15 protein-coding genes and 1 pseudogene are annotated in these 18,702 nt (G+C 69.3%); 12 read left to right on the plus strand and 4 right to left on the minus strand.

Going from position 1 to position 18,702, the window contains the following annotated elements; genetic code table 11:
- Window positions 1–940 (plus strand): annotated as a pseudogene (locus tag DJ75_RS18600) (hypothetical protein); the annotation flags it as partial.
- 66 nt (window positions 941–1,006) lie between these two features.
- On the opposite strand, the gene DJ75_RS08070 reads toward DJ75_RS18600, so the two are convergent.
- Window positions 1,007–2,353, minus strand: a complete 1,347-nt coding sequence (locus DJ75_RS08070) for an alkaline phosphatase family protein (RefSeq protein WP_094523988.1) — start codon at window positions 2,351–2,353, stop codon at window positions 1,007–1,009.
- 125 nt (window positions 2,354–2,478) lie between these two features.
- Here DJ75_RS08070 and DJ75_RS08075 point away from each other — a divergent pair, with 125 nt between their 5' ends.
- Together DJ75_RS08075 and DJ75_RS08080 are read left to right on the plus strand one after the other, a co-directional pair.
- Entirely contained in the window at window positions 2,479–3,450 is a 972-nt protein-coding gene (locus DJ75_RS08075; RefSeq protein ID WP_094523989.1) for a phosphoadenosine phosphosulfate reductase family protein, read from the plus strand.
- A 345-nt stretch (window positions 3,451–3,795) separates the two neighbouring features.
- Window positions 3,796–4,095, plus strand: a complete 300-nt coding sequence (locus DJ75_RS08080; protein WP_094523990.1) for an amphi-Trp domain-containing protein — start codon at window positions 3,796–3,798, stop codon at window positions 4,093–4,095.
- 138 nt (window positions 4,096–4,233) lie between these two features.
- On the opposite strand, the gene DJ75_RS08085 is transcribed toward DJ75_RS08080, so the two are convergent.
- Entirely contained in the window at window positions 4,234–4,494 is a 261-nt protein-coding gene (locus DJ75_RS08085; protein WP_094523991.1) for a hypothetical protein, read from the minus strand.
- A 127-nt stretch (window positions 4,495–4,621) separates the two neighbouring features.
- Between DJ75_RS08085 and glmM the strand changes: the two genes are divergently transcribed.
- From glmM to DJ75_RS08130, 9 genes are all read left to right on the plus strand, one after another.
- Window positions 4,622–5,944, plus strand: coding sequence for a phosphoglucosamine mutase (glmM, locus tag DJ75_RS08090; protein WP_094523992.1), 1,323 nt, complete (start codon window positions 4,622–4,624; stop codon window positions 5,942–5,944).
- Window positions 5,945–6,014: 70 nt separating this feature from the next.
- A complete protein-coding gene (locus DJ75_RS08095) occupies window positions 6,015–7,409 on the plus strand; it encodes a M28 family metallopeptidase (protein ID WP_094523993.1) in 1,395 nt (464 codons plus the stop codon).
- Entirely contained in the window at window positions 7,406–9,451 is a 2,046-nt protein-coding gene (locus tag DJ75_RS08100; RefSeq protein WP_176451429.1) for a CocE/NonD family hydrolase, read from the plus strand. Before DJ75_RS08095 ends, DJ75_RS08100 begins: the two co-directional genes overlap by 4 nt.
- 181 nt (window positions 9,452–9,632) lie before the next feature.
- Entirely contained in the window at window positions 9,633–10,682 is a 1,050-nt protein-coding gene (locus DJ75_RS08105) for a succinylglutamate desuccinylase/aspartoacylase family protein (protein ID WP_094523995.1), read from the plus strand.
- Window positions 10,683–10,960: 278 nt separating this feature from the next.
- Complete coding sequence (locus DJ75_RS08110) at window positions 10,961–12,682, plus strand: ABC transporter substrate-binding protein (RefSeq protein WP_094523996.1); 1,722 nt, start codon at window positions 10,961–10,963, stop codon at window positions 12,680–12,682.
- A gap of 73 nt (window positions 12,683–12,755) precedes the next feature.
- Window positions 12,756–13,739, plus strand: coding sequence for an ABC transporter permease (locus DJ75_RS08115; RefSeq protein WP_094523997.1), 984 nt, complete (start codon window positions 12,756–12,758; stop codon window positions 13,737–13,739).
- A 4-nt stretch (window positions 13,740–13,743) separates the two neighbouring features.
- Window positions 13,744–14,724: an ABC transporter permease gene (locus DJ75_RS08120; protein WP_094523998.1), complete on the plus strand. Its 981-nt coding sequence runs from the start codon at window positions 13,744–13,746 to the stop codon at window positions 14,722–14,724.
- On the plus strand, window positions 14,721–15,761 hold the full coding sequence (locus tag DJ75_RS08125; RefSeq protein WP_094523999.1) for an ABC transporter ATP-binding protein: 1,041 nt from the start codon (window positions 14,721–14,723) through the stop codon (window positions 15,759–15,761). The genes DJ75_RS08120 and DJ75_RS08125 overlap by 4 nt, the downstream gene beginning before the upstream one ends.
- Window positions 15,758–16,849 (plus strand): ABC transporter ATP-binding protein, encoded by a 1,092-nt coding sequence (locus DJ75_RS08130; protein ID WP_094524000.1) that lies wholly within the window; start codon window positions 15,758–15,760, stop codon window positions 16,847–16,849. The genes DJ75_RS08125 and DJ75_RS08130 overlap by 4 nt, the downstream gene beginning before the upstream one ends.
- A gap of 5 nt (window positions 16,850–16,854) precedes the next feature.
- On the opposite strand, the gene DJ75_RS08135 is transcribed toward DJ75_RS08130, so the two are convergent.
- Together DJ75_RS08135 and DJ75_RS08140 are read right to left on the minus strand one after the other, a co-directional pair.
- The gene (locus tag DJ75_RS08135) at window positions 16,855–18,315 is read right to left on the minus strand and encodes a metallopeptidase TldD-related protein (RefSeq protein WP_094524001.1); all 1,461 of its coding nucleotides are present in this window, start codon (window positions 18,313–18,315) and stop codon (window positions 16,855–16,857) included.
- A 97-nt stretch (window positions 18,316–18,412) separates the two neighbouring features.
- On the minus strand, window positions 18,413–18,655 hold the full coding sequence (locus DJ75_RS08140) for a hypothetical protein (RefSeq protein ID WP_094524002.1): 243 nt from the start codon (window positions 18,653–18,655) through the stop codon (window positions 18,413–18,415).
- Window positions 18,656–18,702 lie beyond the last annotated feature (47 nt).

Here is an 18,702-nt window from a genome sequence, read left to right on the forward strand (position 1 = left end):
CGCGATCGCCGAGAGCGCCGACGGCGGGACCGGTGACGACGACGGTGCGACCGATGACGACGACGGTGCGACCGATGACGACGACGGTGCGACCGATGACGACGACGGTGCGACCGGCGACGCGCCCGCGGTGACCGTCGACGCCGTCCGCGCGGGCGGGCGTCTCGCGGTCGCCGTCACGCGTGACGACGCGGTGGTCCTCGACGCCGGCTCCGGCGATCGCGCCTTCGCGGTGGCAGAGGCGTGGCCCGACGCGGGCGACGGGTCGCCGCGCTCGCTTTCCCCCGACCGCGTCGCGGTCGACGGGGACGCCGTTTGGGTCGCCCTCGACGAGGGCGACTCGGGGGGCGCCCGGATCGCCCGGTTCGACGCGGCCGGCGAGCGGTCGGCGACCCGGTCGCTCGAGGCCGGCGTCGACTGGCTCACCGTCGTCGACGACGCCGTCGTGGTCGCCGCCGACGGCGGGCCGTCTGTGCGCGGGTTCGACCGCGACCTCGGCCCGCGGTTCGCGTTGGACGTGCCGGCGCCGAACGAGCGCCCGCCCGTCGGCGGGGCGAGCGGGGACGACGGCGAAACGAGCGGGGACGACGGCGCCGGGCGACGCGTGTACCTCCACCGCGGCGAGGTCGTCCGTGCCCTCGACGTCGCTGCCGGCGAGGTCGCGTGGGAGCACGCCGGCCTCCCGGCCTCCCGCCCGACGGCCGTCGACGATCGCGGGATCTACGGCGTCGGCGAGGAATCGGGCGGAGACGGGGTCGAGTCGAGACCCGCGATCGTCGCGGTCGGCGCCGACGGGGACGGTCGCTGGTCAGCCCCCCTCCCCGAGGGCGTCCGCGTTGAGGAGCTGTTCGCGGTCGGGGGGCGGTTGATCGTCGTCGACGACGCGGATCTGTACGGGTTCCGGGCCGCACCGGGCGAGCGCTGGTCGCTGCTCGGGTGAGGTGGGCGGCGAAACCGGAACCGAGCCCGGCGGCGGCCCCGTCGGCGCGCCCGCGACGGTGACGGTCTACTCCGCGATGAGGCTCTCGCCGTCGAAGTCGGCGTCGGCGTCGACGTCCATCAGGTCCAAGATCGTCGGCGCGACGTCGAAGAGGTTCGAGCCCGCGACGTCGACGTCGGGGTCAGTCGTGTACAGAAGCGAGTTCTCGAACTTGTGCATCCCGTTGCGCGGCCCCTCGGTGAAGACGGCCTCTTTCCCGCCGAAGCCGGACTTCAGGTCGAAGCCGTCCGCCGGGATGACGACGAGGTCCGGCGCGATCTCGTCGTGGGCGCCGTCGAAGGCGTCCTCGCCGTTCACGATCCGCTTGCACACCTGCCGGCCGTCGGGGCCGGTGAGCCCCTCCAGGTCGGCGCGGAGCTCATCGCGGACCGCCTCGTACTCCGACTCGGGGACGACGCCCTCGGGTTCGCGGCCCTCAAGATTGAGGTAGAAGCGCCCGGGGATGAGCGAGTACGCCCGCGCCTCGTCGTCGATGTCCTCGAGCGAGTCGTGGTCGTCATCGTCGTACGAGAGCCAGCCCTCGCCGGCGAGGAACTCGTTGCAGTTCACCTCCCACTCCAGCTCGGTGAAGCCGTGGTCGGAGGCGACGATCAGCGTCGTGTCGTCGTCGAGCGAGTCGCGGATCTCGCCGATGTAACCGTCGAGCGTGCGGTAGAAGTCGAGGAAGTCGTCGCTGTACGTCCCGTCGTTCGCGTAGTCGCCGAACAGGAAGTGATTGACCCGGTCGGTGCTCATGAACACGCCGAAAAACAGGTCCCAGTCGTCCTGATCGAGGTAGTGGGTGAACACGTCCTGTCGGGCGTCGAGGGTGGCGTGAGCGTTCTCGATGAACTCGCTCTTGTCCTCGTCGTGGCCGAGCTTCGCGTTCACGTCGATGCGGTAGTCCCGGTCTTCGAGCACCCGCTCGACCGCGTCGTCGCTCGCGGCGGCGTCGAGCCCGGGCGAGAGGAAGCCGGAGACCTGTCGCTGGATCCGCGTCGACGGCGGGAAGGTGACGGGGACGTTGAGCACGGTCGCGTCCCGGCCCGCGTCGGTGACGCGGTCCCACAGCCGCGTCGCCTTCACGTGCCGCCCCATCGGGACGTACGTCTCGTAGGAGTCGACCTCGCGGTCTTGGAAGCCGTACACGCCCGTCTCGCCGGGGTTCACGCCGGTCGTGAGGCTCGGCCAGCACGCGCTCGACTCGGGCGGTACGATGCTCTCCAAGCGCCCGGCCGATCCCGTCTCGGCGATGTCGGTCAGGTTCTCGAACACGTCGGGGTGCTCCTGAACGAGGTCGTACGGTACGCCGTCGATGCCGAGGAAGACGACGCGCTCGTCGTCGTCGCCGCGCAGCCGGTCGAACAGTCCCATGACCCGGTAGTCCGGTTCCGCCGACATATCCCTTGTGCTACGCCGAGCGGGACCCGATCGTCGGGAGCGACGGCGCGGTTCGGATTCAGAAGGCCTATTTCGCTTCGCACTGACACTCAGCCCGTATGAGCGATGACTTCCCGGCGAGCGTCGACGTCGATTACACCGACGGCGAGGGCGAGGATCCGGCGGACTACCCGTCGTTGCAACACAAGCTGGAGAAGGCGATCGAGGTCACGCGGCGGGGGCTCGAGCAGTACGAGAACCCGGCGGTGATGTGGACCGGCGGGAAGGACTCGACGCTGACGCTGTACTTCATCAATCAGGTGGCCGAGGAGTACGGCTACGAGAAGCCGACCGCCGTCTTCATCGACCACTTCCAGCATTTCGACTCGATCACCGACTTCGTCGAGCGCTGGGCCGACGAGTGGGAGATCGACCTGGTGTACGCCCGCAACGAGGACGTCGGCGCCTACGTCGACGAACACGGGCTCGAACCCGGCGACGACATCCCCGTCGACGCGCTCTCCGAGCACAACCAGCACCACATCCGCGAGATCCTCGAGTACGAGGAGGAGTCGTTCCCGTTCCTGCTGGACACGTACGTGGGTAACCACCTGCTGAAGACGGTCGCGCTCAACGACGCGCTCGAGGAGTACGACATCGACGGCGTCATCTCGGGCGTGCGGTGGGACGAACAGGAGGCGCGCGCGGACGAGACGTTCTTCTCGCCGCGCCACGACCCGGAGCTGTTCCCGCCGCACGACCGCATCCAACCCATCCTCCAGTTCGCCGAGGCTGACGTCTGGGAGGCGTTCTGGAACTACGTCGTCCCCGACACGGTCGAGGCGTTCCCCGACGAGGGGTACGTCCCCGACTCGGCCGAGGACCTCCCCGAGGGCGTCACCCAGGAAGACGTCCCCATCTCGCCGAAGTACTTCGCGGGCTTCCGCTCGCTCGGCAGCGAAGTGTCCACGGACAAGACGACCGAGGAACCGGCGTGGCTCCAAGACCTCGAGGGGACGACCGAGCGCGCCGGCCGCGCTCAGGACAAAGAGGACCTGATGGAGCGGCTCCGCGACCTCGGCTACATGTAACGCTCGGCGGGACCTCTCGTTCCGACGCCGACGGTCGAATCGTTCGACGAACCCGCCCGTTTCCGGCCGGCGACCCACGCGGCCGCCGTCGGCGACGCGAACCACACCGCTTTTGCTTTAGGCCTGCCTAAATACGCCGACGGTCACTGATACCCACTCCTGTTCCGAGCCGGCGTCGGGTTCCGACACGCACGGGGTCCCCGACATCGGATCAAGAGGCACACGAGTCCCCGACGTCTCGCCGCGCGCAAACCTCGAAACGTCGATACTCGCGGAGATCCGGAACCGCGGTCGGAGGGAATGCGAGCGACGTGACCGTCGACGACGTTCGAGCGGACCACCCACATGTCACACACCGAATCCGACACCGACGACACCGAACGCACAGTCATTCGAACCGGCCGCGACTTCGAACAGGAGTACCGGCTCGACGCGAGCGAGGCGGGCGAGTTCCTGATCGAGCTGGGCGAACAGCTCCGCGACGGGGACGAACTGACGATCAGCACCGACGAGTGGGAGCTCCCGTTCTCGTTCGGCGAGCCGGTCGAACTCGAGATCGACTTCGAGGGCGTCGGCGAGCCCGAACTCGAGATCGAGCTGGAACTCCCGGGCCGAACGGACGAGAAAGCACCGAACGTCGAGTGAGACGGCCCGCCGTCGTTTTTGCGGCGTTTCGGCGGCGCTCTCGCTCGTTCAGGTCGCGCTGGGCTAGCCCCTCACCGGCGCACGTCCGTGGCACACCCGGCGGTCCGCGTTCAGCGGTCCGCGTTCAATTGCTCGCGCTCAGCGGTCCGCGAGCTGAATCCCCCGCGCGACGACGTACATCAGCGTGATCCCGGTGCCGACGGCGATCACGAACTGCGAGACGACGGTGAGGAATCCGACGAGCAGGGAGCTCCCGCCGACCAGCAGGGAGATCAGGAACAACACCAGGGCCGCACCGCCGAAGAGGGCGATGAGGCCCGCGAGGGGGAACGCCTCCGCTCGGATCTCCCGGACGTCCAACTCTCCCGATTCGGGGTCGATAAACGGAGGTGACGACATAGCGGGGAATGGACGCCGACGCCCATAACGTGGGCGGGCGCTCTGAGGGTCCCTCTCCCGGCGTGCGAGGCCCCGATTCGCCCGATCGGACCAGAAACGTCTTTTCGCCCGGCGGCGAAGCCGCGGTATGTTCGGGACGAGCGGCGTCCGGGGGAGCGTCGGCGACGAGATCACCGCGAGCCTCGCGCTCGACGTCGGCCGCGCGCTCGCGACGGACGGCGCGGAAACCGTCGTTCTCGGTCGGGACGCGCGCGCGAGCGGGCGAACGCTGAGCCGCGCCCTCTCCGCCGGAATCACCGAGTGCGGCGGCGACGTCGTCGACGTCGGCGTCCAGTCGACGCCGACCGTCGCCCGCGCGGTCGTCGCCGAGGGCGCGGACGCCGGCGTCGTCGTCACCGCCTCGCACAACCCGGCGCCCGACAACGGGATCAAGCTCTGGAGCGCGGACGGCAGCGCGTTCGACGAGGACGCGAACGCCCGGATCGCGGACGTCGTCGAGGCGGAGGTGTTCGAGTTCGCGGCGTGGGACAACCTCGGGTCCCACCGCCGGCTGGAGGGCGCCCGGGACCGCCACGAGCGCGCCCTCCGGGAGTCGGTCGCGCTCCCGGACGACCTCGCCGTCGTCGTCGACCTCGGGAACGGCGTCGGGCGCGTCACCGCCGACGCGCTCCACGCGGCCGGCTGCGACGTGGAGACGCTCAACGCCCAGCGAGACGGTCGGTTCCCGGGGCGGCCGAGCGAGCCGACCGCCGAGAACTGCGCGACGGCCTGCGCGGTCGTCGAGGCGACCGACGCGGACCTCGGGGTCGTCCACGACGGCGACGCCGACCGGCTGATGGCGATCGACGAGCGCGGACGGTTCGTCTCGGGGGACGCGCTGCTCGCGCTGTTCGCCCGGCGGGAGGCCGAGGCGGGCGACCGCGTGGCGGTGCCGGTCGACACGAGCCTCCTCGTCGCCGACGCGCTCGCCGAGGTCGGCGCCGAGGTGACGTACACGCCCGTCGGCGACGCGTACGTGGCCGCCGAGACGCGGAAGCCGGACGTCGCGTTCGGCGGCGAACCCAGCGGCGCGTGGATCTGGCCCGACCGGACGCGCTGTCCCGACGGCCCGCTCGCCGCCTGCACGCTGGCCGCGCTGGTCGGCGCGGCGGGGTCGCTGGCCGGACTCGTCGACGACCTCCCGTCGTACCCGATCCGGCGGGACTCGATCCGACTCGACGAGAAGCGAGCCGTGGTCGACCGCGTCGCCGACCTCGCCCGCGAGGAGTTCGACGACGTGTCCGCGCTCGACGGGATACGAGTGGAGACGGAGGCGGGCTGGTTCCTCGTGCGAGCGAGCGGGACCGAGCCGCTGGTTCGGATCACCGCCGAGGCGCGGGACGAGAGCGACGCCGACGAGCTGTTCGCGACCGCCCGCGGGCTCGTGGACCGAGCGAGCGACGCGGACTGACCGCGATCTCCCGGCAATCCTCCCGCCGTCCCCGCGGAATCATATACGAGACGCACGTGTGTGGGAGCGTATGACAACCCTACCGTCCGAGACCGTCGGTGACGCGTACACGGAATCGACCGCGTGGGAGCTGCTCGGCGACCTCGCGGACCTCGGCGATCGGATGCCCGGCCACGAGGGCGAGGCCGCGGGGGCGTCGCTCGTGGCCGACGCGTTCGAGGACGCGGGGCTCGACGAGGTCTCGACGACGCCGTTCCCGATCCCCGGCTGGTGGCGCGGGGAGGCCTCCCTCACCGTCGATCGCGGCGGCCGATCGGCGACGTTCGGCGGGAGTCACGAGCTCGTCGAACTGCCGGGAACGCCGTCGGGGACGGTGACCGGGAGCGTCGTCGACATGGGCCACGGCCTCCCGGAGGACTTCGAGGGCGTCGACCTCTCGGGATGCATCGCGATGGCGTCGAGCCTCACCCCCGACGACTACGACCGGTGGGTCCACCGGAGCGAGAAGTACGACTACGCGGCCGAGTCGGGCGCGGAGGGGTTCCTGTTCTACAACCACATCGAGGGGGCGCTCCCGCCGACCGGCGACGTCGGCCACACGAACGGGCCGGGGCCGATCCCGGCCGTCGGGCTGAGCAAGGAGCTCGGCGACCGGCTCGTGCGCCACTGCGACGACGCCGAGGCGGACCGCGGCGTCGAGGCGACGCTCTCGGTCGAGGCGCGGAACGAGCCGGCCACCTCCGCGAACGTCGAGGCCGTCGTCGGCCCCGACACCGACGAGGAGGTGTTGTACACCGCGCACGTCGACGCCCACGACGTGGGTGTCGGCGCGAACGACAACGGGTTCGGGTCGGCGCTCGTCGTCGGCGTGGGCCGGGCGCTCGCGTCGATCGAAGACGAGCTCGAGACGCGCGTCCGGCTCCTCGTCTTCGGGGCCGAGGAGACCGGGCTCTACGGCTCGTACTACTGGTCGCACACCCACGACCTCGACCGCGTGAAATGCGTCGTTAACATGGACGGCGCGGGCTACTCGCGGGACCTCGAGATCTACCCCCACGGCGCGCCGGAGATCGGCGAGGCGTTCGCGGAGGTGAGCGACGAGTTCGGCGTGCCGATCGCGGTCGAGGACGGGCTCCGCCCGCACAGCGACCACTGGCCGTTCGCCCAGCGCGGCGTCGCCGCGGCGCAGGGCCGCTCGACCGCCGAGGACAGCGGCCGGGGGTGGGGCCACACGCACGGCGACACCCTCGACAAGCTCGACGTCCGGGACTTACGCGATCTGACGGTGCTGTCCGCGGCGGGGGTCGCGAAGCTGGCCGAGGCGGACCGCGAGGTCGCGGGCCGCGACCCCGAGTCGGTGAAAGAGGAGACGATCGCGGAGGGCCACGACGTCGGGATGAAGGCGACGGACTCCTGGCCGTGGGGCGACGACCGACCGTGGCCGTGGGCCGACGAGCTGCAGTGACCGGGCGGCTCGCCCGCCACGAGGGACTCCGGATCCCCGTCGGCGACGAGACCGTCGCGGCGACCCGCTACGAGCCCGTCGACGAGCCGGGGCCCTCGCCGGCGCTCCTCAACTACGTGCCGTACCCGCAACAGGACAGCATCACGTACGGTGGGTACGACCCGCTCAACCGGTACCTCGCCGCCCGGGGCTACGAGGTTGTCGCGGCCGACATGGTCGGCACGGGCGGGTCGACGGGGTTCATCGACGAACCGTTCACGCGCCGGGAGGGCGAAGAGCCGGCCGCGATCGTCGACTGGCTGGCCGACCGCCCGTGGACGACCGGGAAGGTCGGGATGTTCGGGAAGTCCTACGGCGGGATCACCGCGCTCGACGCCGCCGCGCAGCGCCCGGACGCGCTCGAGGCGATCGTCCCGATCCACACCCCGTTCGAGGGGGTCAGGAACGCGTACACCTACGGCGGCCTCTTCGAGCTGCTCACCATCGGGATGGACTGGCTCACGCTGATGCAGGCGCTCGACGCGAAACCGCCCTCGGATCCGTCCGGCGACCCGGCGTCGCTCGACGCGTGGCTGGAACGGCTCGGTCAACTCGACGACCGCGACCCGTGGCTGTTCCAGTTCCTCGACGCCGGCCCCGACGGGGAGTACTGGGCGGACAAAGCGATACCGGTCGAGCGGATCGACGTGCCCGTCCTCGCCGTCGACGGCTGGCGCGACCCCTACACCGAAGACACGCTCCGGTACGTCGACCGGATCGACGCGCCGACCCGCGTCCTGCTCGGCCCGTGGCGCCACCGGATGCCCCACCGCGGCCGCGAGTCGGCCATCGACTTCCGCCGGCAGGTGGCCGACTGGTTCGACCGGTTCCTGCGCGACGAGGACACCGGCGTCCTCGATCACCCACCCTACCGGGTCTGGACCGAGCGGGAGGGCGGCGGGACTCGCGCGGGGGTCTGGCGCGGGCTCGACGCGTGGCCGACCCTCGGCGACGGGGGCGCGGACCGGATGGCGTTCGCGCTCACGCCGGACGGGCTCGCGGTCGATGGCGCCGACGTTCCCGACGGCGCCGACGTCCTCGACGGGGACGACGGGTCGACCGCGACGGCTCGCGAGTTCTCGGAAGCGGCCGCGTTCGCCTGTGAGCCGGACCCGACCGTCGGGCTCGCCTCCGTCGACCCGTACGGCGCGGCGACCGCGCCGCCGCTCACGAACGACGACGACGCGCGGACGCTCGCGTTCGACACCGACCCGCTCGACCGGCCCGTGGAGCTCACCGGGACGGGCGAGGTCGAACTCCGGATCGAATCTCCCGTCCCGGACCCGACGGTCGTCGTGCGACTGGTCGACGTCGACCCCGCCGGTCGGGGTCGGACGGTCGCGCACGGGGCGGTCCGCGGCGCCTTCCGCGACGGGCTGGACTCTCGGGACCCGCTGCCGACGGACGAGGAGACGGACCTCGCGGTCGCGCTGGAGCCGACGTCGCACCTGTTCGAGGCGGGTCACCGGATCCGACTCGCGGTCGGGACGGCGCTCTTCCCCGAGGTGGCGGCGATTCCCGGACCGGACGGGCCGTCGCTCGGCGAGCCGATCACGGTTCGGTCGAGCCCGGCCGCGCCGTCCCGCCTGCGGTTCCCCGGCCGCCGGCACGCGGCGGCCGACCCCGCGTTCGCCGACGCGATCCGGATGGCGGGGCCGGACGAGGAACGGATCTCCGCGCGCGCCGAGCGGGCGACCGGATCGACCGAGTGGGAGACGTCGCGGACGCACGTCTCGGACGGGGTCCGCGCCGTCAAGTCGAGCGAGCAGCGCGTCGACCTCCCGCACGGAGCGTTCGCCGCCGAGTCGACTCACGAGGCGACGGTCGACGGGGGCGATCCGGCGTCGATCGACGCCCGGAACGCCCACCGGATGACCGTCGAGAACGACCTCGGAACGTTCCTCGTGGACGCGACGAGCCGGATCTCCCCGTCGGAGTGTCGCGTCCGGACGACGGTCGCTCACGAGGGAACCACGCTGTACGAGGGCGAGTGGACCCGGTGAGTGACCGGCGGTCTCGTCCGCGCCGCGGTCGCCTCCGCCCGCCGGCGTGCGCCGCGGTCGCGTCTGTCCGCTCGCCCGACGGAGCACAAGTCAGCACATAAACTGATAGTGCCGGGCCCACTCGAAGCGACGTGATGACCGCTCGAAACGACGACCACCGAGGGCACGACGGGGGAGACCGATGAAGGTCGGCACGGCCGAGGCCGGCCCCGGCGAGACGGCGACCGGGCACCGGACGGTGACGGAGCTCCCGGTCGGGGGGTCCGAGGACCTCCCGGTGACGGTGCTCAACGGCGGCGAGACCGGTCCGACGGTGTGGGTAACGGGCACGATCCACGGCGACGAGCCCACCGGAACGGCGGTGATACACGGCCTCTCGGAGCGAGTCGACGTCGCCGAGCTCGCGGGGGCGGTCGTCTGTCTCCCGGTGATGAACCCCACGGGGTTCCGAACCGCCTCCCGGACGTCCTCCTATCACGGCGACGACCCCAACCGCTACTTCGGTCGTGACGACGGCTCGAAGACGCCGCCGCGCGTCCAACAGGTGATCTGCGACCGGATATACGACGACATCCGCGCGACGGCCGACGCGCTCGTCTCGCTTCACACCTCGTGGGTCGCGACCCACCCATACACCATTCAGCCGCGGGTCTCGTACGGCGAGGACCGGAGCGTCTCGGACGCGGCGGTGCTCCGCGACCGGCTCATCGAACTGACGGAGGCCTTCGGGCTGCCGGTCGTCAACCAGTTCCCGCCGGACGAGACCGAGACCCGCGATCTCCAGCACTCGCTCAGCGGCGCGGCCGTCGCCGACGGGATCCTCGCGTTCACGCCGGAGCTCGGCGGCCGGCTCGTCGTCGAGCGCGACGTCGTCGCGGCGGCCGTCGACGGCGTCTGGAACGTCCTCCACGCGCTCGAAATGGTCGACCGGCCCGCCGACCGGCACCCCGAGTTCGCGTTCGACCGCGACGGCGACCTCAGGCGGTTCGACGGTCCCCACACCGACGTCGCGGGGATCGTCCGCTATCGGGCGACGGAGGGCGACTTCGTCGAGGCGGGCGACGTCGTCGCCGAAATCGTCGACCAGCACGGCGAGCTGAAGTCCGAAGTCGCCGCCGACCGCGACGGATACGTCCTCAGCCGCCGCGAGCGCGCCGCGGTGTACGAGAACGACGTGCTACTCGACATGGCGGTCCCCGACGACGACCCGCTGTTGGTCGAGTCGGAGTGAGGCCGTTCGCCCCGGTCCCTCGGACGGGCCGGCCCTTTCGCCGCCTTCCGCGGGCGAACACCGCGCGGTCGGGAGACGAGGCCGAATCGAACGCGGGCTCGGTGTTTCGATTGTTTATAATTAACGACCATGAGGATATGTGGGTTCAGAAATAGGGGCCAAAACAGTACATTCACAGGGGGAAACGGCGATTGTCTCCCACGTTATATGGATAAAAGACTGCTGAAGCGGATGGGCCGTAAATTTATATACTATCTCCTGAAATGGTAGGCCGTTCCATGGTCCTGTCAGACGAGGACGTTAATCGACGCAAGTTCCTGAAAGCGACGACTGCGGGCGGTACGGCCGGTCTCACGGCCCTCGCCGGCTGTAGCGGCGGCGACGGCGGCGACGGCGGCGACGGCGGCGACGGCGGCGACGGCAACGACAGCAGCGAGGACGGCAGCGACGGCGGCGACGAAGCCGGCAACGAGGGAAGTAACCTCCCGACGTACACCTACGTCAACAACGCGCAGAGCTACAACCCACCGCGACACGACGCGATCAACCTCATCGCGAGCCAGTTCGGTGACGAGCTCGGCCTCGACATGGAGGTCGACGTGCTCGAGTGGGGGACGCTGTTCAGTCGCGTCTCCCAGGAGTACAACTACAGCTTCGCGACGTGGCACACGTTCTTCGTCTCGGAGCCGGTGACCGAGCTGAACAACCTGTTCAACTCGGGGAACACCGACCCCGGCGAGGGCAACTACTCGGGGTACGAGAACCCCGACCTCGACGAGCTGATGGGCAACTACCTGGGCGAGCCGGACGCCGACACCCGGATCGACCAGTGTCACGAGATCCAGCAGATCCTGATGGACGACGTGCCGACGATGCCCATTACCCAGATGCCCCAGGCGGCCATCTTCAACAGCAACCAGGTGAGCAACTGGCAGGCGGACCTCGCGAACGGGTTCAACTCGTACTGGACGATGATCAACCTGGAGATGGAGGGCGACACGAGCACCCTGAAGGGGTACTGGCCGGAGACGCTCTCGACGATGAACGTGCTCGGGCACAACGACGAGAGCAAGCACGTCTACCAGTTCAACATGATGTACGACTTCCTGGTCCAGCTCAACAACAACGCCGAGCCGGACCCGGAAGTCAGCCTCGCGACCGACTGGAACCGCGTCGACGAGACCACGATGGAGTACACGATCCGGACCGACCACTCGTGGCACGACGGCGAGGACCTCACGGCCGAGGACGTCGCGTTCACGTACAACTACATCAATGACAACGAGGTGCCGCTGTACTCCACGCAGTCGCAGTACATCGACAGCGCGGAGGTCGTCGACGAGGAGACCGTTCGGATCAACATGGCCGAGCCGCTCGGGCCGTTCAACCTCGCGGTCGCGAACCTCATCCCGATCATCCCCGAGCACATGTGGGCCGACCGGGACAACCCCAGTCAGGCGAACATCGAGGAGCCCGTCGGGAGCGGTCCGATGATGTTCGACTACTGGGAGCAGGGCAGCGAGTTCGGGATGGTCAAGTTCGACGACCACTTCGCGCCCGTCAGCTTCGAAGAGCGCTTCTGGCGCGTCATCCCCGAGGCGTCGACGGTGTGGGAGAACCTCATCAACGGCGAGCTCAACTACGAGCCGTTCGGCCGGATCGACCGCCAGCTCGACCAGAACCAGGACAACGAGAACATCGGGACCCAGTTCCAAACCGCTCCGACGTTCTGGATGTTCACCCCCAACGAGCGCCAGGAGGGACTCGGCGACGTCCAGATGCGGAAGGCGCTGGTCGAGGCCATCCCGCGGACGGCCATCGTCGACCAGATCCTGTTCGGCTTCCCGGAGCGCGGGTTCAACATCGTCTCGCCGGCGTTCGGGCCGCTCCACACCGAGGACGTCACCGAGTACGAGGAGAGCATCGACGCCGCCCGGAGCCGGCTCGAGGAGGCCGGCTACACGTGGAACGACGACGGCGCCATTCAGGCGCCTGAGTAGAGCGAACGGCCGTTCCACGGCTTTATCGACACAAAGTTTAAACGAATAACTGTGATACCAGTGAGCAAGTAACATGGGAAAAGCTAGTTTCGTCGTCAGGCGCACGCTCCAGCTCGTGGTGACGCTGTGGGCCGTCGGGACGGTCCTGTTCGGGCTGTTCAGGCTCATGCCCGGCGATCCGACGTCGTACGTGATCTCCTCGCAGATGACGCAGGAGGCCCGCAGACAGCTCATCGAGAGCTACGGACTCAACGACCCGTTGTACATCCAGTACTTCCGGTTCCTCGAGAACCTCGTCGTGTTGAACTTCGGCCAGTCGTTCCACTCGAACCAACCGGTCACCGACGTCATCGCGACGTACCTGCCGAACACGCTCGTGCTGATGCTGACGGCGTTCGTCATCGCGTACGCCATCGGCATCACGCTCGGGGTGTTGTCGGGGTGGTACCGCGGCTCCCGCTTCGAGCGGAGCACGGTCATCACCGCCCTGACCGCCCGCAGCGTGCCGACGTTCTACGTCGGCCTCATCGTGCTGTGGATCTTCGGCGCGACCTTCGGCGTCATCCCGATGAGCGGGATGACCAGTCTCGGCACCGGCGGGCAGAGCACTGGGTTCCTCGATATGGTGTTCACGATGGACTTCGTCCGTCACCTCATCGCCCCGGCGGCGGTGCTCGCCTTCTACTACATGGGGTACCCGCTGTTGATCATGCGCTCGAGCATGCTCGAGGTGCTCTCCGAGGACTTCATCGACGTCTGTCGCGCGAAGGGACTCAAAGAGCGGACGATCATGTTCAAACACGCCGCCCGCAACGCCCTCCTGCCGATCATCACCGCGGCGGCGATCGCCCTCGGCTACGCCGTCGGGGGGAGCGTCCTCATCGAGACGGTGTTCGCGTGGCCCGGTATCGGCCGGGAGATGGTCCGCGCGGTGCTCCGACGCGACTTCCCCGTCGCGCAGGGGACGTTCATCGTGCTCGCGTCGACCATCATCTTCCTGAACTTCCTCGCGGACCTCGCGTACGGCTACCTCGACCCGCGGGTGACTTACGACTAACACAATGGCCCAAAAAGAACAATCGAGCCAGTCGATATTCACCGACCTCGACGACGCCAGTACCGACGCGGAGGTCAACAAGTGGCAGCGGACGTTCCGCCTCTGGCGGGAGACCCTCCGAGAACACTGGGGGATGCTGACCGACGAGCTGTCGGTCAAGCTCTCGATGCTCACGGTGGCGGGGTTCGTCGTCATCGCCATCTTCGCGCCGTACATCGCGACCCACCAGCCCCTCGTCCGGCAGTACCAGGGCGACGCCGGGGTCCTCATCGACAAGTGGGTGGAGCCGTCGCTGCTCGGCGCGGACTCCGAGTACCTCCTCGGAACGACGGCCGCGGGCTACGACATCTTCAGTCAGCTCGTGTACGGCACGCGCGCGGCGCTGATGGTCGGCATCATCGCCGCGGTGTTCACCGCGGGGATCGGTACCCTCGTCGGGCTCGTCGCGGGCTACTACGGCGGGAAGGTCGACGACGCGCTGATGCGGCTCGTCGACTTCCTCTACGGGATGCCGCTGCTCCCGACGGTCATCGTCCTCGTCGCGGTGTTGGGGCCGAACCTCTGGAACATCATCCTCGCGCTGATCGTCCTCCAGTGGCGATCGACCGCCCGCGTCATCCGCTCGCAGTCGCTGTCGCTCCGTGAGCGCCCGTTCGTGAAGGCCGCAGAGGTCGCCGGGGCCAGCGACTGGCACATCATCAGCAGACACCTCGCGCCCAACGTGCTCCCGATGACGTTCCTCTACGGGTCGTTCGGCATCGCGTGGGCCATCCTCGCCGAGGCCGGCGTCTCCTTCATCGGTCTCGGCGACCCCAACACGGTCTCGTGGGGAACGATGCTGCAGGCCTCCCGCGCCTACTCCGCGCTCTCGTTCGGGGCGTGGTGGTGGTTCGTGCCGCCGGGAATCTGCATCGGCCTGCTCGTCATCAGCGGTTTCCTCATCGGCCGCGGCTACGAAGAGATCACGAACCCCAAACTACAATGAGCCAATTGGAAGTCGAAGACCTCGAAGTCTACTACGAGACCGAAGACGGGCCGGCACAGGCGGTCGACGGCGTCTCCTTCGAACTCGAACAGGGGGAGAACCTCGGCATCGTCGGCGAGTCGGGCTGCGGGAAGACCACGCTCGCGAAGGCGATCATCGGCATCCTCCCCGACGCCGGCTACATCAACAACGGAAGCATCAACTTCAAAGGCGACGACCTGACGGAGATGCCCGAGCCCCAGCGCCGCCGCCTCAAGTGGGAGGAGATCTCCATGATCGCCCAGTCGGCGATGAACTCGCTGGATCCGGTGTACACCATCCGCGAGCAGATCGTCGAGGCGATCGAGACCCACCGGCCGGGAACCGGCCGCGTGGAATCCGAGGAGATCGTCACGGAGATGTTCGAGCTCGTCGGGTTGGACCCGGAGCGCGCCGACGACTACCCCCACCAGTTCTCCGGGGGGATGCGCCAGCGCGCCATGATCGCGATGGCGCTCGCGCTCGAACCGTCGCTGATGCTGGCGGACGAGCCCACCACGGCGCTCGACGTCATCATGCAAGACCAGATCCTCAAGCGGATCGGCTCGATCCAAGAGGAGATCAACTCCTCGATGCTGGTCATCACGCACGACGTGAGCGTCGTCGCCGAGACCTGTGACCGCGTCATCGTGATGTACGCCGGGAAGGTCGCCGAGGAAGGTCCGGTCGAAGAGATATTCGACCAACCGTATCACCCGTACACGATCGGGCTGAAGCGCGCGTTCCCGAACATCCGACAGAGCAACCAAGACCTCCTCTCCATCTCGGGGTACCCGCCGGAACTCATCGATCCGCCGCAGGGGTGCCGGTTCGCCGAGCGCTGTCCGATGGCGACGGACCGGTGCCGAGAGGAGGAGCCCGAGGCCCACTACGAGAACGGGCTCCGGTCGTACTGTCACTACGCGGACGAGATCGACACCGAGCTTCGGCCGTACGCGGATGACCCCGGGACGTGGAACCAGACGACCGCCGCCCCCGACGGTGGTGTCGAGGAATGAGCGGCAACGACGTCCTCCTCGAAGTCGAGGACCTGAAGAAACACTTCAAGGTCAATCAGGGCTGGATCGCGAGCCTGATGGAGTCGTTCGGCGGCGGCGGGCCCGACTACGTCCACGCGGTCGACGGGGTGAGCTTCGAGCTCCGCCAGGGGGAGACGCTCGGGCTGGCGGGCGAGTCGGGCTGCGGCAAGACCACGACCGGCATGTCGATGGTGAAGCTCCACGAGCCGACCGCCGGCGACATCGTCTACGACGACACGCGGCTCTCCGAGGCGAGCGACGCCGAGATCAAGCGGTTCAGGCAGAACGCGCAGATGATCTTCCAAGACCCCTTCGAGAGCCTGAACCCGCGGATGACGGTGTACGACACCGTCGCCGAGCCGCTGCGGATCCACGACATCCGCAACGAGACGGCGCGGGTCCAGCGCGCCCTGGAGTTCGCGGAGCTGCTCCCGCCCGAACAGTACTTCAACCAGTACCCGCACGAGCTGTCGGGCGGCCAGCGTCAGCGTGTCGCCATCGCGCGGGCGCTCGTGCTCGACCCGGACTTCATCGTCGCCGACGAGCCGGTGTCGATGCTCGACGTGAGCCTCCGTGCGGGCGTCCTCTCGCTTCTCGACCGGATGACCGAAGAGTTCGGCCTCTCAGTCGTCTACATCAGCCACGACCTCTCGCTGCTCCGGCACATGTGCGACCGGCTGGCGATCATGTACATGGGAAAGATCGTCGAGAAGGGCCCCACCGACCAGGTCATCGAGAACCCCCAGCACCCGTACACCCAGGCGCTCATCAACGCGGTCCCGGTCCCCGACCCCTCGGTGGGACGGGAGCGCGTCGAGCTCCAAGGGGAGGTCGGCGACATCGTCGACGTCCCGACCGGCTGTCGGTTCAAAGACCGGTGTCCCGACTACATCGGCGACGTCTGCGACCAGGTGGTGCCGCCGCTCGAGGCGAAGACGGCGTTCGAACAGGAGGTCGCCTGTCACCTCTACGAGAGCGCGGAGGGGTACGACCCCTACGAGGAGCTCGAGGGGAGGCCGTCCGCGGCGGCCGGTGACGGCGCCGAGTCGACGCCGGCCGACGACTAGGCCCGTTACTCCTTCTCGCGGATCGGCGCCGTCAGTCGGACGCCCGGCGCGGTCACCGCGAACGGGAGCCGCGACTTGTGTTTCTCGCAGACGCCCGTCACGGTTTCGCGGACGGCCCCGATCCGCGATATCGTCTCCAACACCTCGGGCGTGTAGTCCACGGCGAGCCCGTCGACGCGGCCGGCCCGCGCTCCGCCGTCGAGCCGGTACGCCTCGGCGACCGGGAACTCCGCGGAACCGCAGTCGGGCCGGTCCTCGCTCTTCCGGTCGATGTCCCTCGCGTAGAGGGCGCTCGGCGGGAACAACCCCTCCCGCTGGACGCGTTCGAACTCGTCGCGGAACCACGGCTCCCCGAACCGCTCGACGTACACGTCGGCGCCCTCGCGGAGCGCTCCGGGGTCGGCGTCGCCGGCGCCGACTTCGAGGTGGCGGGCGTGGATCCGCGGCGGCTCGGCGAACCCGAGGCTCGGGACGCTGTTGCCCGCCGGATAGGCGTCCTCCTCGGCGGCGGTGGTGGTGTTGTGGAGCCGTCGCTCGATCCGCCCGTCCGAGACCAGCCGCGTCGGCGTGGTCGGCTTCACCTCGGTGTCGTAGGCGCGGGCGGCCCACGAGCCGGCGCGGATCCCGTCCTCGATATCGAGGTCGTCGGGACCGATACGGTCGCCGACGGCGTAGGGGCTCATCCCCATGTAGCAGGTGTCGGTCTCGAGGTAGTGCGACACGAAGTGGAACAGCTGGCCGGCCGCTTCAGGGCTCAACGCGACCGTCGTCTCCCCGGACGGCGCGTCGACCGGGTCGGCGCCCGACAGCGAGCGCGCGTCGGCCGCGGCGGCCGCGAACGCGTCACCCATCTCGTCGAGGAAGGCCGCCCCCGCCGTCGACCCGGCGTGACGGCTCACCTTCGGCCCGTCGGCGAGCGAGAGGCTGAAATCGACTTTCGCCCGGTCGAGCGTCGTGCGGACGACGCTCCCGGTCGTGGTGCCGACCGCCTCCTCGACGTGCGCGTCCGTGTAGTTCGCCCACCGGCGGTCGAGGGCGAGGTCGTCCGCCGCCGCGAGCCCGTCCTCCACCGCGGCGACCTTCTCGTCGAGCGGGCGGGCGTGTATCCCCTCGTCCGCCCAGCCGCCGTGGGTCCCCCGGTGAACCGTGTAGGCGTCGAACCGCCCGGGCTCCTCCTGCGCGAGCACCTCGCCGCTCCGGATCGCCCGGTCGGCGGCGTCGCGCAGGCTCTCCTCGTCGAGCGCGTTCGTGTAGCGGTAGTCGGCCGCGCCGTCGGCGAAGACGCGGAGCCACACGCCCGTCTCGGTGAACTCCGTCGCGTTCCGGGGGCCGTCGCCGGTGACGACGAGGTCGGTCTTCTCCTGGTAGACGCCGCCGACCTCCGCGTACGACACCGCGTCGTCCGCCTCGAACTCGTCGAGTAGCCAGTCCATCGCGTCCGACACGCTCTCGCGTCCGTCGCTCATGCTCGTGGTATCTCCGTTCACTCACATGAAACCCCGGACTCTCCGGCGGCGATTTCCGGGGACGGGGCCCGGACCGGCGCGGAGCGCGTCCCGCCGATCAGTTCCCGCCGTCCCGGCGCTGCTCCTCGGCTTTGGCCTCGTACTCCCTCGCCACTCGCTTCTCTTGGAGTTTCTTCCTGTACTCCCAGTAGCCGGCGCCGAAGACGAGGAGGCCGAGGACGACGCCCTGAATCGGCGCCCCGGCGATAGCGAAGTAGGCGACGGCGCCGACCGCGAACAGCAGCGAGAGCCCGAGGGTCGCCCTCGCCCACCGCTGTTTCGGCACGCGAGGGAGGTTCATGCACGTGAATCCGACGCGGGACGTATCAACGTTGGGCTTCGAGGGGC

This window comes from Halorubrum sp. Eb13 (assembly GCF_002252895.1).
Taxonomy (GTDB): Archaea; Halobacteriota; Halobacteria; order Halobacteriales; family Haloferacaceae; genus Halorubrum.